Genomic DNA, 25,487 nt, shown 5'->3' with positions numbered 1-25,487 from the left:
GTATGCAATTAGGTGTGCATAAATAAATAAAAATTACAGAATAGCAGTAATAATAGGCTATGACGTTTTTAAAATAAGCCTTCCACCTTTATAAATTTTGATTATAAATATCATCTTATGTAGCCATATTTAATTTTGTCTTTAGAGCAAACATATCATCTCCAATCTTTTGTTCCAATACTCTTGAATAGATTTGAGTAGTCGTTATTTTTGTATGCCCTAAAAGTTTAGAAACGGTTTCTATGGGAACTCCATTAGAAAGCGTAACTGTAGTAGCAAAAGTGTGCCTTGCTGCATGAAAAGTAATCCTTTTGTGAATCTTACATTCTTGCATTACTTCTTTTAAGTACTTATTCATTTTCTGATTGCTACAAACTGGAAGTAATACTTGATTAGAGCTACTATCTTGATTCTCATCATATTTTTTAATAATTGACAGTGCTTTATCCAGTAATGGAACTTTAACCGAAGTATTACTTTTCTCTCTTCGGGTATAAATCCAATACTCTCCGTTAATACCTCTTACAATATGTGAAGAAGTTAATGTCTTTATATCCGCATAAGATAACCCCGTATAACAGGCAAATACAAATACATCTCTTGTCTTTTGGTGCGTTGTATTTTTAAAGGATGTACCCTCCAATTGTTCCAACTCTTCTTTATTAAGATAAACCCTGTCAAATTTTGTAAACTTCAAGCTATATCTTGCAAAAGGGTCTTTATCTATCCATTCCAGTTTTAGAGCAAGGTTGATAAGTTTTTTTAACCGTTCCAAATGTTTCATAATACCATTATTACTCAATGGTTGATGTTTTTTTAAAGTAGGAGCTGTTCTTAAAAAAGTTTCAAAATCAACAATAAAACTATAAGAGATGTGCTTTAGGTAGATGTCGTTGCTTTTTATTTTCTTTAGCAGAAACTTTTTTAAATATTTTTCTGTACTAAAGTAATTTTTCATCGTTCCTTGCTTAATAGTACCATTCATATTTGTGTTATGATACTTTATAAGCTCTAGAAGCGTCTTATGGTTTTCGTCAGCACCAAGAAACCGTGCTTTGATACTTTGTGCTGTAATGAGCTTTAATTCACTTTGTAGTTGACTATAACAATCCTGCAATTTGGCATGTGTCTGGTCTAAAAAGGAATTAATACTTTTTACCCTATCTGTCCTACCAATAACCCGATTTTTAGAACTGTCCCAAGAGGTAACCGATACAGTTCGTTTTAAGCTAATTTCTGTCCTTTTACCGTTAACAGTAATACGTACGTAAATAGGGGCTAAATTGTCTTTTTGCTTGGCTGTATGCAACCAAAAAAGAATGGAAAATGTGTTTGAAACGTGCATAATCTCTCGTTTTTCATGAATAATTCAGTGATACAAAACGAAAGTCAAATCATAAGAGCTTGTGGTAGCTCCCGAATACAAGATAATAAAAAAATCGGTTACCTGAGAGGTAACCGATTAGGTAACTTTTTCATTGATTTTAAATACAATCAAATGTTTTTAATAAAAATGTAGTTTACTGAAAATCATCATTTTACATTTTTATTGTAGCTTTTTAAAAGCTATTTTGTCGGGGTGGCAGGATTCGAACCTGCGACCTCCGCGTCCCAAACGCGGCGCGATAACCGGGCTACGCTACACCCCGAAAACTTTTGAGTAAAGTTCTGCTTTTAAAAGATAAACACTAAACGTTAGTATGTCTTGTTTAAAGCGGGCACAAAAGTATGATTATTTTTTTAAAATATCATTATAAAACTAAAATTTTTTAATTCAAAATAGTGTTGATAAATATTACTATTTGATAGGCAATTAGTTGTGAGTTATTTTTTTTAATTATATTATCAAAAAAAAATAACTATGAAGGCGAAAATATATTTATTAATGTTGATCTTAATTCAATTTTCTTGTGCTCAGGAGGACAAAACAATTTCAACTCCCGAAACCATTAATTATACCTTGGAAACTGTTGTTGATGGGGTTAATATTCCATGGGGAATGGTTTTTTTACCTGATGGAAGTATGCTAATAACAGAAAAGTCTGGTAAATTATTTCAGTTTAAAAATGGTCAGAAAACAGAAATAGCACATAACTTAACTGTCTATGATAGAGGACAAGGTGGACTCTTAGATATAGAACTTCATCCCGATTACCAAAATAACGGGTGGATATATATAACATATGCTTCTAATGAAGGCGAAGAAGATGGAGGGAATACAGCTATTGCGAGAGGGAAATTAGAAGGAAATTCGTTAGTAAGCACCGAAGTTCTTTATAAGGCAGAGCCTAACACAACAAAAGGACAACATTTCGGTTCTAGAATAGCTTTTGATAATGACGGATATCTTTATTTTTCAATAGGAGAAAGAGGGGAAAGAGATGTAAATCCTCAAGATATTACTAGAGATGGAGGGAAAATTTATCGTTTACATGACGATGGTAGTATTCCAGATAGTAATCCTTTTGCAGAGCAGTCTGGAGCAAAACAGGCAATTTATAGTTACGGACATAGAAACCCTCAAGGGATGTTAAAACATTACCAAACTGGAAAAATTTGGATTCATGAACATGGCCCTCAGGGTGGAGACGAGATTAATATTATTAAAAAAGGAGCAAATTATGGTTGGCCAGTAATTAGTTATGGGGAAAATTATAACGGGACTTCTTTTACAGACATAACCGAAAAAGAAGGGATGGAGCAGCCTATCTATTATTGGGTGCCTTCAATTGCGCCTAGCGGAATGGCTTTTGTAACTTCGGATGTTTATCCTGAATGGAAAGGGAATTTAATGGTAGGGTCTTTAAAGTTTGGTTATTTAGAGCGAATGGTTTTAGAAGGTATTAATGTAGAAAAAAGAGAAAAAATAGTAGAAGGAGAAGGAAGGGTAAGAAATATAAAACAAGGACCCGATGGTTTTTTGTACTTAGGAATAGAAGGGAAAGGAATTGTAAAGTTGATTCCTAATAAAAAATAATGTTAGGTTATACTTAAATATCGAACTAAATAAATTGTTGTCAAAAATAATAGTTAATTAATCATTAATGTGCGAGTAAAAATATAAGTCCGCTTCGCTATAAGAAAAAGACTAAATCTTAACTATCAAAAAATAAGTTGTTTAGAGGGGCGGTATTGCTAAAAATCCTCTTTTTATTCATTTTTATTAATAGCGTAGAATCTATTTTGAAAACCTCATTTAAACCTTGATATAAGTGGAGTCCAATAAATTCCGTTAACTTTTATCGGACAGCAATATTAATTAATGATATTTTTTTACATATACTAGATAATAGAGTATAGGAAAAATCATTAAATAGGCGGTATTTTTGTAATAAATTAATAATTGTTTTAATAAAACCAAATGGCAGGAATAACAAATAAGAAAGCATTATTGGCATTAGCAATAGGAGGCTTTGGTATAGGGATGACAGAGTTTGTTATTATGGGGATTCTTCCCGATGTAGCTACTGCTTTAAATATTACAATTCCGCAGGCAGGACACTTTATTTCTGCTTATGCATTGGGAGTTGTAGTAGGTGCACCACTTTTAACTAGTATTGGAAATAAATGGGCTCCTCATAAAATGCTTTTGTATTTAATGGTTTGGTTTACAGTTTTTAATACACTCTCCGCGTTTGCAGATAGTTACTATTTATTATTAATTTCTAGATTTTTGTCGGGCTTACCTCACGGTGCTTTCTTCGGAATTGGAGCTGTGGTGGCTGGGAAATTAGCTAAAGAAGGTAAATCGGCCAAAGCAATTGCAACTATGTTTTCAGGGTTAACTGTGGCAAATGTTATTGGAGTGCCTTTAGGAACGTATGTGGGACACCATTTTCATTGGAGTATTTCGTTCATGATAGTTGGAGTAATAGGTATTTTAACAATGTTAAGTATCTATTTCTGGATGCCTGAAATAGAAAAAACAAAAACTAAAGGTGTAAAAGAAGAGTTTAAACTATTTAAAAACTTAGACTTTTTAGGGCTAATTGTTTTAACAATGGTAGGAACTGGAGGTTTCTTTGCATGGTATAGTTATATAGCACCATTAATAACCGATGTGGCTGGTTTGAATGAAAATATAGTGAGTTATGCAATGATAATTGCTGGTTTAGGAATGGTAGTAGGGAATTTTGTAGGTGCAAAATTGGCAGAAATATTTACTCCTTTAAAAGCGGTAATTATTAGTTTAGTGGTCATGGTAAGCGTTTTGCTTCTTAATAGTTTTATAGCTTCTAGTGGTTATATTGTTTTATTAATGACGTTTATTATTGGAATGGTTGCTTTTACGGTGTCTACTCCAATTCAAATGGCGGTTATAAAAAGTGCTAAAGGTTCCGAAATGTTAGGTTCTTCTGCTAATCAAAGTGCTTTTAATATGGGAAATGCGTCGGGGGCATATTTTGCAGGGCTTCCAATAGCTTATGGGCTTAGTTATACTTCTGCAAGTATAGTAGGCGCTATAATGGCTTGTAGTGGTGTTATCTTGGCTGTTTCAATAGTATGGTATAGAAAACAAAAAGCTTCTAAACAGCAACTAGCTTTTCAAAATTAATCCCTTATATAGGCTCCTATAAACTTTCTGAGTTTTAATCAATATTATTTTCCTTGAAAGGAGTCTTAATGTGTGCTTTTTAGATTTAATAGGTATAGATTTTAGCTTTGCTGTATTCATCGCTAAAAAGAATTTCGGCATGTCCGCTAGGGGCATCATAAGGAGCTTTTTCTAAGATGCTTGGGTTTGAAGGATATTTGCCTTTATTATAGCTAAGTTCCTTAAAAACTCCCGAGTCTTTTATTAAAAGAATGGACCATCCATTTTTCTTCGTTTTTTCAACAAAGAGAGGAGGATTCATAACAGAGAATTTAGTTATAGGTTTTAAATTAGCATCCAGCAGTAATAGTGTGCAGCCTCCCGAACCACAAAAATAACGGGTAAAGAAGTTGATAAAGATTTCGTTTTTACCATCTTCATTTAAATCTATTTCATAAAATTGAAACTGCCTGTCAGTTTCTTCTAAAATAGCAATGTCATTTTTTAAATAATCGGTTTTTAGATAGGTTTTAATTTTTTCTGCTAATTCATCGTTTACTGTTTGAGGAGCATAAACTTCTTCAACTGACTTTTCTATTTCCTTTTTAGGACTTTCAACAATAGTTTTTTCAGTAGCGTTACTATTTTCTTTTTTTGCTTCTTTACAAGAAATAAGAAAAACTAATATCAGAAATAAAGAAAGAGGTTTCATAATTGTTTTAGTAGATTTTATTATAAAGATAATGAAAATTAATTTTAGGGTATCTTTAAACTTGTTCCGTAAATGTTATTGTTATTACTAAGAATATACGAAATTCGTCAAGACAAATTATATTGAAATGCCAGAGTCTAAAACAGCTTTTATTGAGTTATCTAATACGAATTTAACGATTAAAAATCATCTTATTTTAGATGCGATTAATCTAGAAATACACAAGGGAAATTCGTTAGCAATTACAGGAAATTCCGGAAGTGGAAAAACATCTTTAGCTAATTTAATTCAGATGAAGAAAACTCCTAGTTCTGGAGTGGTAAGGAATCCGTTTAAAACCATTTTTGTTTCGCAGCAAGATCATTTTAGTGAAATAGCTGGAATGGCAAGTACATATTATAGTAAACGATATGAGTTTCATGAATACGAAAATCAGCTTACCGTATATCAATATTTAGAGCGCCTCAATAAAAAGGAAAGGTTTGTAGAAGGAAGTTTGGAAGAGGTGTCTCTTTTTAAAACTTTTAATATTACTTATTTATTTGAAAAAAGTTTACTTCAGTTAAGTAATGGAGAACGGAAACGACTGCAATTAGTTACTGCTTGTCTTCAAGATCCCGAAGTTTTAATAATGGATCAGCCGTATATAGGCTTGGATGTAAAATCAAGAGGGAATTTATCTGATTTTTTAAAAAGTATTTCTGATAAAGGAATAATGATAATTCTTATTTGTGATGTTTCCGAAATCCCATCATTTATAACAAATGCCATCGTATTAGAGCAGGGAAGAATTGTTCAGCAAGGAATTCCTTCAGAAATTAAAATTACAGAAGCGCAACAATTAAAGCTAGATAATTCTATTGAAGTTGATGCTTTGTTGCAAGAAAGTTCAAATTATTTCAAGGTTATTGTTGAAATGAAAGATGTAAATGTATCCATGAGTGGTAAGTCAATTTTACAAAATGTAGATTGGACTATCAAACAAGGGGAGTGTTGGGCACTTTTAGGGCATAATGGCGCTGGAAAATCTACTTTATTGAGTTTAATTACTGCCGATAATCCGCAGGGATATAGAAATCATTTAATACTTTTTGATAGAAAACGTGGGAGTGGGGAAAGTATTTGGGATATAAAGCAACACATCGGTTTTTTATCTCCAGAACTTCATTTGTATTTTATGCGAGGAAAAGGAATTGCCAATAGCGTTCCGGGGATTACTACTACAGAAGAAACTTACAGTACTCTGAGTTGTTCGGATGTAATTATTTCTGGTTTTAAAGATGAAATAGGAACTGTTTCTATTCCTACAGAACACCAAGAAGAGGTGGCTAGTAAATGGCTTGATCTTGTAAAATTAACTCATTTAAAGAATACGTTGTTTGTAAATGCTTCTCTTGGAGAGCAACGTGTTTTATTGCTTTTAAGGGCATTGGTTAAAAGTCCTTCGTTGCTTATTTTAGACGAACCATGCCAAGGAATGGACAGAAATCAAATTCAGTATTTTAAAATATTATTAGATTATATCTGTGCTTCAAAACATATAACCATGATCTATGTTTCTCATAGAGAGGAAGAAATCCCAAATAGTGTTACTAAAATTTTGAGACTAGAAAAAGGGAAGACTGTTTAAATCCATCATAGAGGGTCTAATTCCCTAGAGCCTGTTCTGAGTATATCAAAGTGCTCTGCGTTGAAATTAATTAAATTTTTTTCCTTTGAATACCTTGTGGGCTTGCTTCGACTTAGTTGATTTTTGTATTTTTTTATGTTAAAATTTTAGTGATAGCTAAATGTTTTCATACATTTATCCTGTTAGTTGATTTTTATAGTATTTGAAATCATTTTTTTTGACTGTTTTAATAAAACGTTTTAGTAAAATTAGCTAACTTTAATTAATTTGTTAAAAACAACCGTAAACTTATTATTATGAACGAAAAAAACCAGAAACCAAAAGGAACATCGCGACGCTCTTTTATTAAGAACAGTGCTTTAGCTTCTTCATTTTTAATTGTACCAAGGCATGTTCTCGGCGGAGTTGGATATATGGCTCCTAGTGACCGACTAAATATTGCTGCTATTGGTGCAGGAGGAAAAGGACAAAGCGATATTATAAATGCTTCTGTAAATGGAAGAGAGCGTGTGATTGCTTTATGTGATGTGGATTTTTCGGGATCAGCAGCTGCAACAGTTAAAAAGTTTCCTAAAGCTAAATTGTATGCCGACTTTAGAGAGTTGCTTGATAAGGAAAAGGATATTGATGCAGTAACTATTTCTACTCCAGACCATGTTCATGGTCCTGCAGCAAAATATGCTATGGAACGTGGAAAACATGTATATGTTCAAAAACCAATGACGCACAATATCCGTGAAGCAAGAATGCTTACACAAATGGCAAGAGATCAAAAAGTGGTTACTCAAATGGGGAATCAAGGAGGGTCGAATCCGTTATTAAATATGGTTCAAAAATGGGTGGATTCTGGTAAACTTGGAGCTATTACAAAAGTAGAAGTATGGACAAATAGACCTGTATGGCCGCAAGGAGGGCAAATGCCTGCTCCAGACCCAAGTAAAAAACCAGATGCATTGAGCTGGGATTTATGGTTAGGCCCTTCAAGAGAAACGCCTTATATTCCAAATATACATCCATTTAACTGGCGTGGCTGGTGGGAATATGGAACAGGAGCTCTTGGAGATGTTGGATGCCACCTAATAGATATTCCTTTTAGAACCTTGGATTTAATGTATCCAAAAGCAGCCGAATGTAGTGTAGGGTCTGTATATTCACAAATGTGGACACCAGATTATCACCCAGAGGGTTGTCCGCCATCGTCATTTATTTCTATAGATTTTGATGCTACCGATAAAACTAAAGCACCATTGAAAATGACGTGGAGTGACGGAGGGATTCGTCCTGCACATCCAGATATTATTCCTGCAGATAGTGATATTGGAGGGAAAGGAAGTGCTAATGGAGTTTTAATTCATGGTGAAAATGGAATTATTTCCACTAATATTAATGATAGTTCTCCGTTAATGCCTAAGCTTTATTTAAATGATGGAACTACCGAATTTGGTCCAGAAGTAGAGGAGATGCCAGAACCAGAATACGGACACCAACGTAAATGGGTGGATGCTTGTAAGGCTGGATTTAACAGTAAAGAACACAAAGGACTTACTTCTTCGTTTGACTATGCAGGACCTATGACAGAAACTGTTTTAATGGGGAATCTAGCTATTAGAAGTTTTATGCTGAAAAAAGAAAATGCTAAAGGAAATGAAGAGTTTTTCGGACGTAAGAAATTATTATGGGATGGTGAGAATATGAAAATTACTAACCTAGAAGAAGCAAATCAATTTGTTACAAGAACTTACCGTAAAGGTTGGGAGATGTAATTAAAGATATGGTTATTTGCTTATAACCGCAATTATGAGTTCGAGCGAAGTAACGAGTTAATCAACTCATACTTCGCTCGATTTATTTTAATAATTTTTTTTAAAAATTATTAATTACTTGTCGTACGGAAATTTACGAGTAGACTTACGCATCATAGCTTCAATAATGTCATAAGTGTTTTTACCCGATTTTCTAGTAATTACCTTTTCGTATTTCCAAAGAAGTTTTCCTGTAGCTCCATCACTTAATTTGATGGCAATCCTACCATAATCTGAAGTCCCAGAAATAAAAGACATAAAGTCAAAATCTGTAGAAACCCCTTCGGAAATTAAGGCATTTAGTGTAAGGTCTCCTGAAATAATAGCATCTACCTTCAAAATTTCACATAAATCTTGGGTAGTGTATATGTCTAAATTCATTAAATCTATGTTTGCTTTTGATAGCAGTGCATTGGTATTTTGTATGTCTTGAAATTCAATGCGATAATCTTTGCGTTGATGCATTTTTAAAAAGTAAGTTTCAAGAGCATTTTGTACCTCATAACCTTCTTTTTCTTGAAGTTTTTCTAATTGTTCATCTGTAAGTTCTTTGTTTTTTAGCTCTAAACGAGCCTCAAAAGGAATAATGGCCACTGTTTTATGGTTGCTACTTAAGGTTTCAAAAGAATCGCTTTGATATATTGTTTTTTGACTATATCCTAGTGCACTTATTAATAAGACACTACATAAAATTATAATTTTCTTCATATGTTTAGAACCTCAATCCTGCTTTAATATTAAAAACTCTTCCTGTCATGTAGTTTGGTATGGCAAATTGGCTATTGGTGTAATAATCATTTACCCATGTGTTGGTAATTGAATTTTGGATGTCAAAAATATTGAAAATCTCGAAGCCTACCTCAATTTCTTTGAATTTGTTATTCCGTTCTTCATTTTTAACTTTTCCTTCACTATTCATAAACACATAAGTAACACCAATATCTACTCGTTTGTATGCTGGAAGTCGCGATTGATATTCGTAAGGGTCGGCATAATTTGGAGAGCCTCCAGGAAGTCCAGTGTTGTAGACACCGTTGAGGTATAATTTTAAATTTGGAATAGAAGGCATATAATCTTGAAAGAGTACTGCAAATTTTATTCGTTGGTCGGTAGGGCGCGGAATGTAACCTCTTTCATTTCTATTTTCTTTTGTCTCTAAGTAGCCAAAGCTTACCCAAGATTCTGTTCCAGGTACAAATTCTCCATTAAGTCTTAAGTCTAAGCCATACGCATAGGCTGTTGCATTGTTTGTTGCTTGGTACCGAATGCGAACATTTTCAATGTTATATGGGTTTACATCGTCTAAATATTTATAATAAACTTCAGAAATTAATTTAAAAGGGCGTTCCCAAAGTTTAAAACTGTATTCGTTACCTAAAATAAAATGATACGATTTTTGGGCTTTCACATCCGGATTTACATTGTCTAAACTATCGCGCATTTCTCGGTAGAAAGGTGGTTGTTGGTATAAGCCACCAGAAATACGAAAAAGCATGTCTTTCTTCCATGCTGGTTTTATTGAGAATTGTGCTCTTGGACTAACAATAAAATGAGATTTTGAAGCAATACTATCTCCAGAAACATTCCAAAATTGTGCTCTTACCCCTGCATTAATCCATACTTTGCTACTTCCAATAGTTGTTAATCTACTCCATTGTGTATATCCAGAAACTCTATTATTCTTAATCTTATTTTCCGCATCAATAGTATTAAAGTCTGGAATTACCCATTGGTTTGAAGAGTCTAAACTGTCAACAATTAGGGTGTCTACTGCTTCAAATTCGTTGATATAATCTTTAATTCTTTCATGCGTATATTTTACTCCCCATTCTAAAGTGTTGCTATCTTTTTCGAAAAAACCTTTATGCTGAAAATTAAAAATCTGAGCATCTAAGTTGTTATTAGCATATTCATATTGGGAGCCAATATCTTTATAATCTCCTACCAGACCGCCCAGATTCGTATTTATTTCTCCCATTTGATATTGAGAAGAGATGTTATAATTTTCTTTTTCGCGGGTATTATATAAGGACGCAATAAATTTTAAAGAGGTATTTTGGTTAAGCTGATAATTAGCTTTTAGAGCCCCAAAAACTGTTTTATAGCTATCTTGTTCTTTTCCATTATAATTCACACTAATAGCTGTAGGAATGTTAAAAGTGCCAATAGTTGTTTGTCTGCTTTGTGGTTTATAATCATATTCATTTAAAGAAATGGCGCCTAAAAAATGAAGTTGGAATTTCCCTGAAAATCTATAGGTCATAAACGTTTGCGCATCTGCAAAAACAGGATTGTAATTTGTTTTGGTGTCCTTGCTATTAACAAATAAGCTGTTGTTTCTATAGCGAATGCCAGAAGAAGTTGTAAATCGGGTATTCTTGGAGCTTGTTCCTAAATAAACGCTTCCTCCTAAAAAACTAGCATCTATAGCAGCTGTTAATTGTGTAGGAGTTTTGTAAGTAATGTCTAAGACTGAAGAAAGTTTATCGCCATATTTTGCTTGAAACCCCCCTGCAGAAAAGTCGATGTTTTGAATTAAGTCGGTGTTTATAAAACTCATTCCTTCTTGTTGACCAGAACGGATTAGGAAAGGACGGTAGATCTCAATTTCGTTTACATATACTAGATTTTCGTCATAATTACCGCCTCTTACAGCATACTGAGTGCTTAATTCGTTATTGGAGTTTACCCCTGGAAGCGATTTTAATATATTTTCTACTCCAGCATTTGCTCCTGGAATGGTTCTAACGGTTTCGGGATTTATATTTTGGATTCCCTCGATTTTTTTTTCTTCAGAAGATAAAACTAATACTTCGCCAATCTGTTCTATTTGTGTTTTTAGAACAGGGTTAAACTCAAAATTTTCGGCAGATTGAAGGTTTATTTTTAGCTGAATTTTTTTAAATGAGAGATGATTAAAATGAATGACAATCTCCTTTTTTGCAGGAATTATAAGCTGATAAAATCCGTTTTTGTTACTTGTGGTAGCAATTTCTTCAGTAGAAATAGTAGCACTTTCAACAGGAATATTTCTTTCGTCTAAAATAACACCACGAATGGTAGCAGTTTGACAGTAAAGCGAATTTAATGTCAGAAAAAACAGTATAGGAAAAATCGCTCTTTTAAAGTTCAATGTCAGATTTGGTTACTTTTTATGAAAAACTGCTTTAAAAGTAGTACTATTTCCAACATTATCAGTTACAACTACTTCCAAATTATTTGCAGCATCCTTAAAATCAATATCACTTAAATCGTAAGTAAGGGAATTTTCTTTGTATTCGTACTCCATTAAAATCCATTCCCCATTAATAGTGGCTCTGTAGGAATTTATGCCGCTAAGGTCGTCGGTAATGTTTAGTTTTAAATAACGAAAATTAGAAAGCCATTGTCCATCTCTAAAGTTACTAGGTTTAACTACAGGAGCAACTGTATCTTTAGCTACTTTAAACTTTCCAAGGTCTCGGGTTCGAGTGCTTAATAAATCTCCTTTTCTGTAGGTGTATTCATAAGAAAGTCTGCCATCATCAGAGACATGTGCAATAAAAAGCTTGTCTTTATCGGTTTCATTTCTATTCCTAATATTCATACTTATAGTGTAATTGTTTTTTACAGGAACACTTTCATTATGAATAATAATGGCATCATCTTCTGTTTTTAAATTGATAAAAAGATCATGATAGAAGGTGTTTTCAGGAAAAAATAAAGAAGCATTTCCTACCGAAAAGATATTATCTCGAGTCGCAATTAAATAATCTCCTTTATTTTCAGTATTTGATGTAATAGGGTTGGATAGTTCTTGTTTCTTCCCTTCAATAGGAATAATAATAGTACTTGTATTACCTGCAAAGTCCGAAACTTCCATGGTAACTTGGTAGGATAATCCATCATTTATAGTTATTACACCATCATCGTTTCTTTTCTTATAAATACTTAATTTATTATAAGGTTCGATATAGCATTTTTGAATTTTAATGCTGTTGTCAATATAAGTAGGATAATCTATCAAAGTGTTTATATAGCGACTTTCAGCAAAAGAAAAAGTTTCGAAATCGTATTCAAAATTTAAGGTGCCATTTACTGTAGTACATATTTTGTAAGCACCATTTTTATTGTATGCCATATCTAATTGGTCGTAGGTTTCTACGCCTAAGCCAATGTTTCCAGAGGCATAGATTTTATCGGCCATATAAGTGCCATCTGGATTTTGTGTAAGTCTCAGTTCTTTTCTAGTATTCTCATTGTTAATAATGGCGTTATTTCCTACAGGATATGCATGAACTCCTAGAATACGTGGCGCTTTGGTATCTTTTACATGGTACCCAAATAAAAGTGGATTTATAGGCTTTTCTAGTCCGTCACGAATCTCAAAATGCAAATGAGGACCACCGCTGCCTCCTGTATTTCCGCTCAAAGCGATTAAATCTCCTTTATGAACTTGAATTTCATTGGCAGAGGGAAAGAGTTCTATTTCGTAGGATTGATTATTATATTGCTCTTCTTTAATATAAGCTTCAATTTCTGGAGCATATTTCTGTAAATGTCCATAAACAGAGGTGTATCCATTTGGGTGTGTTATATAAATGGCTTTTCCGTATCCATAATGTTGCACTTTAATTCTAGAAACATAGCCATCTGCAACTGCATACACGTTTAATCCTTCTCGTTGTTGCGTTTTTATATCCATTCCAGAATGAAAATGGTTGGAGCGCAATTCTCCAAAAGTACCTGCTAAAACAATTGGAATATCCAAAGGAGAGCGGAAATAATCTTTAGGATAGCTGTTTTGAGAATGTATAAATTGTGATATTAAAATAGTGCAAATTAATAGATAGCGCATGAAAAAATAGTTATGCCGTAAAAATAGTCAAATGTTAATTAAACATGAAAAAACTACGGTAAAAACGCAATTTTAATTATATTAGTATGATATAATAAATTAATCAAAAAAACCAACGATATTTGAACCCTGAAGAATTACACTTTATAAATTGATATAAAATATAAGGTTTATCCTTCAAAATAGAATAAAAAAGAAATTTTTACAAACTGTTGTGAAGTACGTAAAGGTATGTTAACTTTGTAAAGATATGTGTTGAATATTGCATGTATGAGTGAGATTATAGAAATTGTTGATTCTCTGGAGAATAAGATTGGGAAATTGCTCAAGAAATTAGAGCAAGAACGTAATATCAATCTAAAATTACAAGAAGAATTGGCTAATTCGAAAAATGAGAATAAGGATTTAGCGCTTTCTGTTATTAAATGGGAAGAGAAATATGAATCACTCAAAATGGCAAATTCAATGCTTGGCAGTAATGAAAATAAAACAGAAGCTAAGCTTAAAATAAATACTTTAATTCGGGAAATAGATCAATGCATTGCTCAATTATCCGAATAAAACGTTCTAATTACAATGGGAGAGAAGCTTAAAATCAAAATATCGATAGCAGATAGGGTGTACCCGTTAACGGTGGCACCATCACAGGAGGAAGGATTACGCAAGGCTGCAAAGACTATTGATACATTGATTAAGCAATTCGAACAAAACTATGCTGTTAGAGACAAGCAAGATGTTTTGGCAATGTGTGCCTTACAATTTGCTTCTAAAGTAGAACAAGAAGGTATTGATACAAACAAAACAAGTGAAGAGATGGAATTGCGTTTAAAAAACTTAGACGCTATGCTATCAAAGCATTTGGGCTGATGATAAGATGTTCTTTTAAATAGTATAATGTTACTGCCTACATTGGTTGCATTTTTTTGACAAACTCAACAAGTATATATTAAAAAAGGTGAGTTCAAGTTGTAAAAGCAAGCCGCTCCTCTGATTAATTTCAGATATAGGACTGCGGATCCTTGATCAGTTTGGTAGCCTTAAACCTGTTTAGAGGAGTTTGTACAAAACTTCAATTACCAATGTAGGCTTTTTTTTTAAATATATGTAAAGATGGAGAATACTACACTAGTAATAATTGTAGGAATAATAGGGATTGCAGCTGGATTTGTGATAGCCAAGGTGCTTGAAAAGAAAAATGCAACTAAAATGATCTCAGGAGCTAAAAAAGAAGCTCAAAAGATTTTAAAAGAAGCTAAAACAGAAGGAGAAAGTATTAAAAAAGATAAGATACTTCAAGCGAAAGAAAAGTTTCTAGAGCTCAAAGCTGAGCATGAAAAAGTAATTATTTCTAAAGATAAAAAAATTGCTGAAGCTGAAAAAAGAACAAGAGATAAAGAGTCTCAAGTTTCTAACGAATTAGCAAAGAATAAAAAGCTCAATGCTGAAATAGATGAAAAGAATAAGGATTATGATTTTCGTTTAGATTTTTTAGATAAAAAACAAGCAGAAATAGAAAGGCTTCACAAAAGTCAGATAGAGCAACTTGAGGTTATCTCAGGGCTTTCTGCCGACGAAGCACGCTCTCAAATAGTAGAATCGCTTAAAGCAGATGCTAAGAGTGATGCTATGGCTTACATTCAAAATACATTAGAAGAAGCTAAACTTACAGCACAACAAGAAGCAAAGAAAGTTATTGTTAATACCATTCAAAGAATTGGTACAGAGGAAGCTATAGATAACTGTGTATCTGTTTTTAATCTAGAATCGGATGATGTTAAAGGTAGAATTATCGGTAGAGAGGGTAGGAATATTCGTGCTTTAGAATCTGCTACTGGGGTAGAAATTATTGTAGACGATACACCAGAAGCGATTATACTTTCTTGTTTTGATTCTGTAAGAAGAGAAATTGCCAGATTATCTTTACACCGTTTGGTAACCGATGGTAGGATTCACCCTGCAAGAATTGAAGAAGTGGTGAAGAAAACCAAGAAGCAAATTGAAGAGGAAATTATAGAAGTAGGGAAACGTACCGTAATTGACCTTGGAATTCATGGTTTACATCCAGAACTTATTAAAGCTGTGGGTAGAATGAAATATCGTTCTTCTTATGGACAGAACTTATTACAACACTCAAGAGAAGTAGCTAAATTATGTAGCGTAATGGCTGCGGAGTTAGGCGTAAATGCAAAAATGGCTAAAAGAGCTGGTCTTTTACATGATATTGGAAAAGTTCCAGAAACAGAAATGGAAACTCCACATGCTATTTTAGGAATGGAATGGGCAGAGAAATATGGAGAGAAACCAGATGTATGTAATGCTATTGGGGCTCACCACGACGAAATAGAAATGAAGTCTTTATTAGCACCAATTGTTCAGGTATGTGATGCTATAAGTGGAGCAAGACCAGGAGCAAGGCGTCAAGTTTTGGATTCTTATATCCAACGATTAAAAGACCTTGAAGAAATAGCTTTTGGATTTACTGGAGTTAAAAAAGCGTATGCAATCCAGGCGGGTAGAGAATTACGTGTTATTGTAGAAAGTGAAAAAGTAAGTGATGACAAGGCTTCTGAATTATCTTTTGAAATCTCTCAAAAAATACAAACAGATATGACCTATCCAGGACAGGTTAAAATTACTGTTATTAGAGAAACAAGAGCAGTGAATATTGCTAAATAAATATAGAAAATAATATTTAACACAAATAATATTTTCTAATTATAGAATATATGTTATATTAGTGGTATAAAATATAAACTTATACCATTATGAAACAAAAACTATTATTAGTGATTTTAATTACTGTTGTTGGAGTATATAGCTCTCAAGCGCAGGAAAAGGGTAAATTTAGAGTCGGCTTAGACTTAGGATACGCAGCTGCATCTGGAGGTGGAGGAATTTTATTCGACATTGAACCTAAGTACAATATTGCAGATAATATGAATGTAGGTTTGAGAATTGCTGGTGCCGCCACAGTTAGAGAGGTGAATAATCAACAAGCAAAAGTAGCTACAATGTCTTCTTATTTAGGGACTTATGATTATTATTTTAATAATGGGAGTAGTACTTTCGCTCCTTTTGTTGGAGCAGGTATGGGATATTATGGATTAGCCAGTCTAGAGCTTGATACCGATAATAATGGAAGTGGTTCTTTTGATGTGTCTGGTAAATTTGGAGGAATGATTCGAGGTGGTGTTGAAGTTGGTAAATTCCGATTAGGATTAGAATATAATATAATACCTAAAACAAAATCAGAAGGTTTCTCATTATCTGAAGGTGGATCAAGCATAGAAGTAGATAGTTTTGAAGTTAAAAATAGTTACTTTGGAATATCTTTAGGTTTCTATCTTGGTGGAGGAAAATGGGGTAAATAAACTGCCTATGACTCCTATTAAAGGAAAATATTTCTTTGATAAGTAGCTATAGTTGTCCGATAAAAGCAGGCAGCGTTTATTGCGTTCACATATATCAAGGATTAATAGAGGTTTTTTAAAATAGCCCCCTTGCTATTAATAAAAAGAGGAGTTTACTAATGTTATTTCTTTAAACTACTCATTTTTGATAGTTAAGATTTAGTCTTTGTTCTTCTTTCTTGCAGCGAAGCGGTCTTGTATTTTTTCTCGGACATTAATAATAAGTAGCCTTAAAAAAGGAAAATAAATTTTTAAATACTAAAATCAATCCTGTGGAAAAGCTTCACAGGATTTTTTGTTCTTTGTAGAAAAGTGTTGTTCTAATGAAGGTGTATTATGTGGAGTTTATTATTATAGGTTTTGATTGATTTCAGTTAAAATAAGTATCTTTAGGAAACAGTTTAAAAGAATCTACCTATTGAAATAAACCAAGCTTAGATGAGATTTAGAACTTATATTTCTGCTATTCTTATTTTATTTGTACTACAATCTTGTTCACTTTTAAAAATAGAAAGCGCTCAGGAACCATTAACTACGAGTCAGTTAAACTCTAGATTGCTAACACAGAGTTTTATAGCAGATGCTTCTGAAAGGGTAGAATGGGCAGCCGATAGTATTATCTATGAAGAAGCCGATTTTGAAATTCAGAAAAATGCTTATCGGTGGAAATTAAAAACATTAACTTCTTATAGGGAAGTGGGGTTTCAAACAATGCCGCAATTGGCATTAGTAGATGCTTGGGCTCTTTCTTTAGCTATGGAAAACTTCTTAGTTTCAGATAAAGCAAGGCCTTTATTTGGAAAGTGGCAGCCTTATGTTGCTAACATAGCTCATACAAATTCAAATGCTATAGAGAAAAATGCACGGAGTTTGTTAAGCGAAAAGAATTACAAGAAATTAGATGAGTTAGTAGAAAACTACGTTCAAAAAAATCCTATTTACGGACTAAACTTTCGTCATAAATCCATTCGCGATGCATATTTAGAGGCTAATAAAACTCCAGATAGTACGGCTTTAAAAACCGTTGGAACGCTCTCTGAAGTAATGACAAATTTTTCAAATAGACTGGTTTATACTTCAGAAAGTACTGGAAAGCAATTACAATGGAATACAGAATTGATGCTTCGGGAACAAGGAATAGACTCGGCTAGTCTTCAAAAAGCATTTAATAGTATGGATAATAGTTTGAATAGGTTAGTTACCACTGCGGAAACTACTCCAGAAATGCTTGATGAATCTATAAAAGACTTCCGGAGGGATATGCAAATTTTATTTTTAGGATTACATAACGACATAGAAAGTTCAAAAGTCTTTTTCTCTGAAGAAAGAGCGTCTATAGATACAATTATTGAAAGAGAACGGGTTGCATTAGATAGTATGGTGTTGAGAGAGCGGAAAGCACTTTCTAAAGAGGTAAATATTTTAGCCGAAGAGGCAATAAACAATACCATGACACATGTAAAAGATATTATAAGCAGTGTTCTGTTTTATGTAGTTTTATTTTTTGCAATAATACTTTTCTTACCATTTTTACTAGGATATTTTACGGGAAGAATTTTTCAAAAAAATAAAAATGATAAAGAAAACGAAATTAGAAATTCTAAATAATCTTCTTTTAGATGGGAATCTATTTTATGAACTCATCTTGACTTTTTGTAATTAAATACTAATAAATTGTATCTTTCCTTTTTATAAACATTCTAATTATTTAGCGGAAATGAAATTACTAAAAATAGCATTGGTAATAGTTTTATTAGCAAGCTGTAAGGACAAAGTAGAGAAAAAAGAAAATATGACAGCGGCAGATTCTCATAGTAAAATTGAAGAAAAAAAGGAGCAAAATTCCCCATTTTACGTAGGAACTTATACCAATGGCGAGAGTGAAGGGATTTATGAATATTCTTTAGCAGAAGATGGGAAATTATCTAAGGAGAAGCTTGTTGCTAAGACAGAAAATCCTTCTTATTTAAATTTTTCTGCAGATAAAAAATATCTAATAGCAGCCAATGAACTAACAGAAGGGAAAGTTTCTTCATTTAAAATATTAAAAGATACATTAGAGTTTATAAATAAACAATCTTCTGGAGGAATGCATCCATGTTTTGTAGTAAGTAATGATGAAGGATTTGTATTGGCAGCAAACTATTCTAGTGGAAGTGTTGGCTTACTTAAACTAAAAGAAGATGGGAGTCTTACAGAATTATTAGATGTACATCAACATAAAGGGAAAGGAGCTAATAAAAGACAAGACGGTCCGCATGCGCACTCTGTATGGTTACAACCTACCCAAAATGATGTAATAGAAGTAGATTTAGGGACAAACGAATTATGGTTTTCTAAACTTAATTCCGAAACCAATAAAATAGAACCTAAGTCTAATGAGAAATTAGCAATAGCAAAAGGTGCAGGACCTCGTCATATGGCTTTTCATCCGAGTGGAAAGTGGGCATATGTTTTCGGAGAATTAAATAATACGATTACAGTTTTGGCAATAAATGAGGCTGGAGAGTTTAAAGTGGAAAGTACTATTTCAACACTACCAGAAGATTTTAAAGAAGAAAATACAGGAGCAGATATTCATATCTCTTCCGATGGGAAGTTTTTGTATGCATCCAATCGTGGACATAATTCAATTGTAATATTTAAAGTTAAGGATGATGGTAATTTAGAAGTTATAGGTCATGAATCTGTTAGGGGAGAAGGTCCGCGTAATTTTTCATTATCGCCAGACGAAAAATTTCTTTTAGTAGCAAATCAATATACAAACAATATAATTTCATTTAAAAGAGATATCAATAACGGACTATTAACATATGTAGATGAGATAAAGGCAGCAACACCTGTATGTATTTTATTTAAGTAGTTGTAAGAGTTTTATAAATATTTTATCATTAATGTGCGAGTAAAAATATAAGATCGCTTTGCTATAAGAAAAAGAACAGAGACAAAAGACAAAGAACATAGAACATAGAGCATAGAATAAAGTGCAAAGACTAATCTAACTGTCATAAAATAAGCAGTTTAAAGGAGAGATATTACTGAAGTCCTCTTTTTGTTCATTCTTATTAATAGCAAGGGGTTTATTTTGAAAACCTCGAAATGAATTAAATATTTTTGTTTAAATGCTTCGTGGGGTGCACCGATGGTGTTGATTAGATACGTATAAACCTTGAGATTTTTCTCAAGGTTTTTTTATGAAATAAGGAGATTTGTTCTCCAAATATTATTTATTAACCCGTTGTGCATTTAGGCAATATTGATTTTTAGGTTATTGATATTTCTGTTGAATTCAAATATGTTTATATATTGAATGACCGTCATAGCCGTAATCTTAGATAATATTCTGTTTTTGAATCCCTCAAAAGATTTAGCATAATTCCTTCGAATCATAAATTGGTCGCAAAGTTGAGAAAACAATGTTTCAATACGCTTTCTGGATTTCTTAAAAACGTACGGCTGCTCCCTATAGTTATGCTGGTTTGTTCTCATAGGGGTTTCAAGTCTAATATTATGATATTCAAATAAATTCAATTGATATTCAGCCGACAAATACCCTTTATCACCAAGTAATATGCAATCACTTAATTGATGCTTTATATCCTTTAAATAATTAATATCGTGCACAGAGGCTGGACTAATATCCATACTTTCGATAACACCCTGAGCAGAACAGACAGCATGTAATTTATATCCATAATAATGGCTTGATTGACTTGCACAATATCCTTTTTCGGGCAGACTGTAGTTTTGTTCTTTACATATCTTACTTCTAGCGCTTCTTGATAATTTACAGACCTCTAACGGCATACTGTCAACAATATAACAATGCTCAGATTTATTCAACTTTCTCACTAATGCCTTGCGAAGTGATTCTCTAAAAGAAAACAACTTACGCTTTCTTCTATTGTAGACACTGCGCTCTATTTTGCTGGATAGACCAGCAGGTAACATTCGAAAAAGCTGGCATTCACTATCAACACTCATATATTCTGATGTTAAATCAATAGCTATAAGCTCTTTATCTCTTAATTTAGGTTTACGGATTTGATGTAAATAATCCATTTTACAATCCAATTCTTTTAAAACCTTGAGGATTTTGTCGTAATTTGCTTGAAAGTTGTGCATATAAATTATAGTGTGGTTACTACAATTTACTGCATTTTAGCAGTTTGCACAACTTTTTCTAAATGCACAACGGGTTATTTATTAAATTAAGTTAAAAAATTATTTTATGATATTTTATATCGCATTAAAAAGGTTTTATTTTAAAATATAGGTATAAAAATTTAATATTTAATATTTTATGTTATTTTTGGTGTTAACCTATGTACCTATTAATAAAAACCTAAAATGTCTAGAAAAGACTATTTTCTTTCCTGTATTGGATTCTTGTTGAATGTCTTTTTGTTTGCTCAAGAAGCAAATAAGAAGTTCAATTTTGTGAGTATGATGGAGGATATTCCCAAAGTAGGAATTTATCATATCAATCAAGACGACGATGGGTTTATGTGGATTGCTACCAACGGGGCTGGTCTCTACAGGTATGATGGAATAGATTACAATTCCTACAGATATATTTTAAACGATTCTACATCTCTTAGCAGTAGTGTAGTTTATTGCACATTTTTAGATAGTAAACATAGGTTTTGGGTAGGAACAGAAGAAGGTCTTAATCTATATAATCAAAATAATGATCAATTTTTAAGAATTCCAAACTCTAAGTTTGAAGCTACCTACAATAAGAGTATATCTGTAAGAAATATAATAGAAGATAAACAAGGAAATATTTTTGTAGGAACTTTTGGGGCGGGATTATTTAAGATTACTGGAGATGAAATTCTTCAGGTAGATAAAATTCAAAGCAGTAAATTAAATATAGATGTTCCAATAACCATAGAAGCAATTGCTATAGATAACGATGGTAAAATCTACACTGGAACTAATTTGGGAATACAAGAATACGATTCGAACAAAAATATATTGAAGCCTACGTTGTTTTCAAAAGAATTATATGTGAAAGATCATATAAAATCTTTAATTATTGATGAGAATAATAATATTTGGGCTGGTGCTACCTCAAAAGGAATTTACAAGGCAAATTATAAGGATAATGATACATATAGAGAGATAGAGCACTTTTCAGTTTCTGAGAATCCATTTTTTTCGATAACATCTTTAAAAGATGAAACTTTGTTGTTTGGAACTGAAAACGATGGGTTGTACCATATCAATCAGCAAGGAAAAATTTTAAATCATCATAAAGCAAGTAATAAGGACGAAAAGAGTTTATTGTCGAGCTCAATATGGTCTTTGTATCAAGATAAAGATAATAAAATATGGCTGGGCTATTATAATAAAGGAGTAGCGGTATATGATCCTCTGTATGATAAATTTAAAGGATTAGAAAGCTTATATAACAATCCTAATTCTCTTCAAGCTAGCTCTGTAACCTCTATTGTTGAGGATAAATCTGGTAAGATATGGGTAGGAATGGATGGTGGAGGAATTGATGTGATTGATAAAAAGAGTAATCAATACACACATATAAACACCTCTTTAAAAAGCAAGTATTCAGGATTAACAAGCGACTATATTCAAGCTATTTTTATAGATAGTAAAGAGAATATTTGGGCTGGAAGCTGGGATCAAGGTATTTTCTTTTTAAAGAATGGAACTAAACATTTTGTTAATAAAACAAAAGAGACTACAAATGGAGATTTACAATCTGATGTGGTGGTTAGTTTTGATGAAGACTCCAAAGGAACCATATGGATCTCTACTTACCATAGCGGATTACACTCTTACAATCCTACAACAGCTAAGTTTACTCATTATAATACGCCAGAGTTTCAGGAGAATGGAATTTCTAATAGTGATTCTTGGAAAGTTCTTGTAGACTATAAAGATAATATTTGGCTTGGTACTACAAATGGATTATTTAAAATAGTACAAAAAAGCAATGGGGCGTTCTCTATAAATTCCATGAAAGAAAAAATGGAGGAGAAATACCATAATGTAACTACAGCAAATCATATTCTTTCTTTATATGAAAGTAGCGATAAAAATATATGGATTGGAACAAAAGGAGCTGGTTTATGTAAGTATAATATAGCAAGTAACTCTTTTATTTGGTACAATAAGTTAAACGGACTAATATTAGAAAATGTTTGTGGGATTATTGAATGTAACAGTCAGAATATATGGGTTTCTGGGAACTCTGGAATAGTAAAAATAAATACTGAATTCAATGAATTTACAAATTTTACTGTTAATGATGGTTTGCTTTCTAATGATTTTAATATGAATTCCAGTTATAAAAATGCTAATGGAGAAATCTATTTTGGAGGCTATGATGGGGTAGATTATTTTAAACCAAATACTATAGATATTAATAAGAGTGAAAACTTTTTATACTTATCGGAATTGAAGATTTTTAATAAAAAAGTACTTCCAACTCAAGAGAACTCACCGTTAAATAAAATTATAACAGAGACCGATAGTATTTCATTAAACAGTAAACAATCTGTTTTTACAATTGAGTATTCAGGAATAAATTATACAAGACCAGAAAAAAATGAATATGCTTATTACTTGGCTGGTTATGAAAACACATGGAATTATGTAGGAGGTGTTAAAAGTGCCACTTACACCAACCTAGACCCTGGTAATTATATATTTAAACTAAAATCGTCTAATAACGATGGGGTATGGAATGCAAAGCCTTTAGAATTAAAAATAACCATTCTGCCGCCATGGTGGAAAACATCTTGGGCTTTAATAGGGTACTTAACTATATTTTTTATTGGATTGTATCTTTTAAATAAAGTAACCCAAAGTAGAATTCGTACCAAGCAATTGACTAAGTACGAGGAAGAAAAACGTATACAAGAGCAAAATTTAAATGAGAAAAAATTTCAGTTTTTTACAAATATTTCTCATGAATTTAGAACTCCACTAACCTTAATAATGAATCCGCTTCATGATATTATGAGTAATGAAAAGCTGTTTCTTCCAGAGGGAATTAAAAGTAAACACCGAATTATTCAAAAAAATACAGCAAGACTGCATAGATTGGTAAATGAGTTATTAGACTTTAGAAAGCTGGAGCTTAATAAAATTAGCCTAAAAGCCAAAGAATTTAATTTGGTTGATTTAACTCATGATGTTTTGAGCTATTTTAAGGAAGAGGCTCATGTAAAATATATCGACTTAGATGTTAGTACCGATGAAGAAGAAGTAATGGTTTGGGCAGATATTGATATGCTTGAAAAAGTTATTTTTAATATTATTTCAAATGCTTTTAAAGCAACACCAGAAGGAGGTACTATTAGTGTAGCATTGTATACTAAAGACGATCTGGTTACCTTTCCTTTGGTGAGTGAGCATTATCAAGCAAAGGCAGTAGAGTTGGTAATTTCTGATACAGGAATAGGAATTCCTAAAGACGAGATAAGCAAGATGTTTGAACGTTTTTATCAAGTAGATAGTTTGAATAAAACATATTATGGAGGTACAGGAATAGGCTTAGAAGTTGTTCAAAGTTTTGTGGAATTACATAAGGGTAAAATTGAAGTAGCAAGTGAGGTAGAAGATGGAACTACCTTTAGAATTATACTACCAAAGGGGAAAGAACATTTAAAAGATGATGAGATTTATTCTGATGTGTATGAACAAAATAAATCTAACAAGAAATATTTACAAGCTAATATTCCTATAGAAAAAATAGAAGCAGATCAACCTAAAGAAGCTCTTCATCCATATTCGGTATTGATTGTAGAGGATAATATAGAATTGAGGAATTACCTTAAAAGTGAATTAAAAAACCATTATAGGGTACTTACAGCTAACCACGGAAAAGAAGGATACGATTTAGCTATAGAAACATTGCCAGATGTAATTATTACTGATGTAATTATGCCTGAGATGAATGGATTTGAATTGTGTAGATGTATAAAAACAGACATCAGAACCAGTCATATTCCATTATTAATGCTTACTGCAAAGGCAAAAATTGACGATAGGATAGAGGGAATAGAAATTGGTGCAGATGCATATATGGTAAAGCCATTTGATATGAGATTATTAAAACTTCGTTTGTCTCAACTTATTACCAGTAGGCAACTTATTTTTAATAAATATTTTAGTGCTATTAGCGATTTACCAGCCAATGCAAATACTACTTCTTTGGATAAAGAGTTTATTCAGAAAGCATTAAACTATATAAATCAACATATTGGAGATTCAGAAATAAGTGTGGAATCGCTTGCTTCTCATCTTAATTTAAGTAGAAGTCAGGTATATCGTAAAATAAAAGCTCTTACAGATCAAACAGCAAACGAGTTCATAAGAAATATCAGGCTTCATAAAGCTAAGGTTCTCATACAAGCAGGTAATACCAATATAAGTGAAGTTTCTTACACGGTTGGGTTCTCTACATCTTCTTATTTTACCAAATGCTTTAAAAATTATTTTGGGGTTCTTCCTACGCAAATAGAAGTAGAAGCAGATAAAGAGGAGTAATTTTGCTTCAGTATACATTTTTTAAACAAACTACTTTTATAT

17 protein-coding genes, 1 tRNA gene and 1 other RNA gene are annotated in these 25,487 nt (G+C 32.4%); 12 read left to right on the top strand and 7 right to left on the bottom strand.

Annotated elements, in window-relative coordinates; translation table 11 throughout:
• Positions 1–115: 115 nt before the first annotated feature.
• Entirely contained in the window at positions 116–1,345 is a 1,230-nt protein-coding gene (locus JOOMADRAFT_RS16810) for a site-specific integrase (RefSeq protein WP_008615494.1), read from the bottom strand.
• 229 nt (positions 1,346–1,574) lie between these two features.
• Positions 1,575–1,649 (bottom strand) — tRNA-Pro (locus JOOMADRAFT_RS16805).
• Positions 1,650–1,861: 212 nt separating this feature from the next.
• Here JOOMADRAFT_RS16805 and JOOMADRAFT_RS16800 point away from each other — a divergent pair.
• Positions 1,862–2,977, top strand: a complete 1,116-nt coding sequence (locus tag JOOMADRAFT_RS16800) for a PQQ-dependent sugar dehydrogenase (protein ID WP_008615493.1) — start codon at positions 1,862–1,864, stop codon at positions 2,975–2,977.
• A gap of 384 nt (positions 2,978–3,361) precedes the next feature.
• Positions 3,362–4,555 (top strand): MFS transporter, encoded by a 1,194-nt coding sequence (locus tag JOOMADRAFT_RS16795; RefSeq protein ID WP_008615492.1) that lies wholly within the window; start codon positions 3,362–3,364, stop codon positions 4,553–4,555.
• 85 nt (positions 4,556–4,640) lie between these two features.
• Here the strand turns inward: JOOMADRAFT_RS16795 and JOOMADRAFT_RS16790 are convergent, their stop codons facing one another.
• The gene (locus JOOMADRAFT_RS16790; RefSeq protein ID WP_008615491.1) at positions 4,641–5,246 is read right to left on the bottom strand and encodes a hypothetical protein; all 606 of its coding nucleotides are present in this window, start codon (positions 5,244–5,246) and stop codon (positions 4,641–4,643) included.
• A 127-nt stretch (positions 5,247–5,373) separates the two neighbouring features.
• Between JOOMADRAFT_RS16790 and JOOMADRAFT_RS16785 the strand changes: the two genes are divergently transcribed.
• Together JOOMADRAFT_RS16785 and JOOMADRAFT_RS16780 are read left to right on the top strand one after the other, a co-directional pair.
• Positions 5,374–6,876 carry an ATP-binding cassette domain-containing protein gene (locus tag JOOMADRAFT_RS16785; RefSeq protein ID WP_008615490.1) on the top strand — a complete coding sequence of 501 codons (1,503 nt, stop codon included), beginning with the start codon at positions 5,374–5,376 and terminating at the stop codon, positions 6,874–6,876.
• Positions 6,877–7,172: 296 nt separating this feature from the next.
• Positions 7,173–8,639 (top strand): Gfo/Idh/MocA family protein, encoded by a 1,467-nt coding sequence (locus tag JOOMADRAFT_RS16780; RefSeq protein ID WP_008615489.1) that lies wholly within the window; start codon positions 7,173–7,175, stop codon positions 8,637–8,639.
• Positions 8,640–8,753: 114 nt separating this feature from the next.
• On the opposite strand, the gene JOOMADRAFT_RS16775 is transcribed toward JOOMADRAFT_RS16780, so the two are convergent.
• From JOOMADRAFT_RS16775 to JOOMADRAFT_RS16765, 3 genes are read right to left on the bottom strand one after another with little or no spacing between them, the layout of a single operon-like run.
• Positions 8,754–9,386 carry a hypothetical protein gene (locus JOOMADRAFT_RS16775; protein ID WP_008615488.1) on the bottom strand — a complete coding sequence of 211 codons (633 nt, stop codon included), beginning with the start codon at positions 9,384–9,386 and terminating at the stop codon, positions 8,754–8,756.
• 4 nt (positions 9,387–9,390) lie between these two features.
• A complete protein-coding gene (locus tag JOOMADRAFT_RS16770; RefSeq protein WP_008615486.1) occupies positions 9,391–11,811 on the bottom strand; it encodes a TonB-dependent receptor plug domain-containing protein in 2,421 nt (806 codons plus the stop codon).
• Positions 11,812–11,823: 12 nt separating this feature from the next.
• Complete coding sequence (locus JOOMADRAFT_RS16765) at positions 11,824–13,515, bottom strand: M23 family metallopeptidase (RefSeq protein ID WP_008615485.1); 1,692 nt, start codon at positions 13,513–13,515, stop codon at positions 11,824–11,826.
• Between the two features lie 270 nt (positions 13,516–13,785).
• Here JOOMADRAFT_RS16765 and JOOMADRAFT_RS16760 point away from each other — a divergent pair, with 270 nt between their 5' ends.
• The 7 genes from JOOMADRAFT_RS16760 (at position 13,786) to JOOMADRAFT_RS16735 (ending at position 19,788) form a co-directional block, all read left to right on the top strand.
• Positions 13,786–14,076, top strand: a complete 291-nt coding sequence (locus JOOMADRAFT_RS16760; protein ID WP_040879817.1) for a hypothetical protein — start codon at positions 13,786–13,788, stop codon at positions 14,074–14,076.
• Positions 14,077–14,091: 15 nt separating this feature from the next.
• A complete protein-coding gene (locus JOOMADRAFT_RS16755; protein WP_008615476.1) occupies positions 14,092–14,382 on the top strand; it encodes a cell division protein ZapA in 291 nt (96 codons plus the stop codon).
• Positions 14,383–14,445: 63 nt separating this feature from the next.
• Positions 14,446–14,574: non-coding RNA, 6S RNA (gene ssrS, locus JOOMADRAFT_RS19980), on the top strand.
• A gap of 51 nt (positions 14,575–14,625) precedes the next feature.
• Positions 14,626–16,191, top strand: a complete 1,566-nt coding sequence (gene rny, locus JOOMADRAFT_RS16750) for a ribonuclease Y (RefSeq protein ID WP_008615467.1) — start codon at positions 14,626–14,628, stop codon at positions 16,189–16,191.
• An 89-nt stretch (positions 16,192–16,280) separates the two neighbouring features.
• Positions 16,281–16,886, top strand: a complete 606-nt coding sequence (locus tag JOOMADRAFT_RS16745) for an outer membrane beta-barrel protein (protein ID WP_008615466.1) — start codon at positions 16,281–16,283, stop codon at positions 16,884–16,886.
• Positions 16,887–17,363: 477 nt separating this feature from the next.
• Positions 17,364–18,533: a hypothetical protein gene (locus tag JOOMADRAFT_RS16740; protein ID WP_008615465.1), complete on the top strand. Its 1,170-nt coding sequence runs from the start codon at positions 17,364–17,366 to the stop codon at positions 18,531–18,533.
• A 109-nt stretch (positions 18,534–18,642) separates the two neighbouring features.
• Positions 18,643–19,788, top strand: a complete 1,146-nt coding sequence (locus tag JOOMADRAFT_RS16735; RefSeq protein ID WP_008615463.1) for a lactonase family protein — start codon at positions 18,643–18,645, stop codon at positions 19,786–19,788.
• Between the two features lie 383 nt (positions 19,789–20,171).
• Here JOOMADRAFT_RS16735 and JOOMADRAFT_RS16730 read toward each other — a convergent pair whose 3' ends face one another.
• A complete protein-coding gene (locus JOOMADRAFT_RS16730; RefSeq protein ID WP_008610872.1) occupies positions 20,172–21,050 on the bottom strand; it encodes an IS982 family transposase in 879 nt (292 codons plus the stop codon).
• Between the two features lie 225 nt (positions 21,051–21,275).
• Here JOOMADRAFT_RS16730 and JOOMADRAFT_RS16725 point away from each other — a divergent pair, with 225 nt between their 5' ends.
• Complete coding sequence (locus JOOMADRAFT_RS16725; protein ID WP_008615462.1) at positions 21,276–25,445, top strand: hybrid sensor histidine kinase/response regulator transcription factor; 4,170 nt, start codon at positions 21,276–21,278, stop codon at positions 25,443–25,445.
• The last annotated feature ends 42 nt before the right edge of the window (positions 25,446–25,487 follow it).

The sequence above is a fragment of the Galbibacter orientalis DSM 19592 genome (assembly GCF_000260115.1).
GTDB lineage: Bacteria > Bacteroidota > Bacteroidia > Flavobacteriales > Flavobacteriaceae > Galbibacter > Galbibacter orientalis.
Note: the sequence above shows the minus strand (reverse complement) of the source record. Positions and strands in the feature narration are given on the sequence as shown.

What these genes read in the sequence shown, in the direction of transcription:
- JOOMADRAFT_RS16725 (WP_008615462.1), top strand. Translation starts at nt 21,276, where the DNA reads ATGTCTAGAAAAGACTATTTTCTTTCCTGTATTGGATTCTTGTTGAAT.
- JOOMADRAFT_RS16810 (WP_008615494.1), bottom strand. Translation starts at nt 1,345, where the DNA reads ATGCACGTTTCAAACACATTTTCCATTCTTTTTTGGTTGCATACAGCC.
- rny (WP_008615467.1), top strand. Translation starts at nt 14,626, where the DNA reads ATGGAGAATACTACACTAGTAATAATTGTAGGAATAATAGGGATTGCA.
- JOOMADRAFT_RS16800 (WP_008615493.1), top strand. Translation starts at nt 1,862, where the DNA reads ATGAAGGCGAAAATATATTTATTAATGTTGATCTTAATTCAATTTTCT.
- JOOMADRAFT_RS16755 (WP_008615476.1), top strand. Translation starts at nt 14,092, where the DNA reads ATGGGAGAGAAGCTTAAAATCAAAATATCGATAGCAGATAGGGTGTAC.
- JOOMADRAFT_RS16790 (WP_008615491.1), bottom strand. Translation starts at nt 5,246, where the DNA reads ATGAAACCTCTTTCTTTATTTCTGATATTAGTTTTTCTTATTTCTTGT.
- JOOMADRAFT_RS16765 (WP_008615485.1), bottom strand. Translation starts at nt 13,515, where the DNA reads ATGCGCTATCTATTAATTTGCACTATTTTAATATCACAATTTATACAT.
- JOOMADRAFT_RS16795 (WP_008615492.1), top strand. Translation starts at nt 3,362, where the DNA reads ATGGCAGGAATAACAAATAAGAAAGCATTATTGGCATTAGCAATAGGA.
- JOOMADRAFT_RS16740 (WP_008615465.1), top strand. Translation starts at nt 17,364, where the DNA reads ATGAGATTTAGAACTTATATTTCTGCTATTCTTATTTTATTTGTACTA.
- JOOMADRAFT_RS16745 (WP_008615466.1), top strand. Translation starts at nt 16,281, where the DNA reads ATGAAACAAAAACTATTATTAGTGATTTTAATTACTGTTGTTGGAGTA.
- JOOMADRAFT_RS16780 (WP_008615489.1), top strand. Translation starts at nt 7,173, where the DNA reads ATGAACGAAAAAAACCAGAAACCAAAAGGAACATCGCGACGCTCTTTT.
- JOOMADRAFT_RS16730 (WP_008610872.1), bottom strand. Translation starts at nt 21,050, where the DNA reads ATGCACAACTTTCAAGCAAATTACGACAAAATCCTCAAGGTTTTAAAA.
- JOOMADRAFT_RS16785 (WP_008615490.1), top strand. Translation starts at nt 5,374, where the DNA reads ATGCCAGAGTCTAAAACAGCTTTTATTGAGTTATCTAATACGAATTTA.
- JOOMADRAFT_RS16760 (WP_040879817.1), top strand. Translation starts at nt 13,786, where the DNA reads ATGAGTGAGATTATAGAAATTGTTGATTCTCTGGAGAATAAGATTGGG.
- JOOMADRAFT_RS16735 (WP_008615463.1), top strand. Translation starts at nt 18,643, where the DNA reads ATGAAATTACTAAAAATAGCATTGGTAATAGTTTTATTAGCAAGCTGT.
- JOOMADRAFT_RS16775 (WP_008615488.1), bottom strand. Translation starts at nt 9,386, where the DNA reads ATGAAGAAAATTATAATTTTATGTAGTGTCTTATTAATAAGTGCACTA.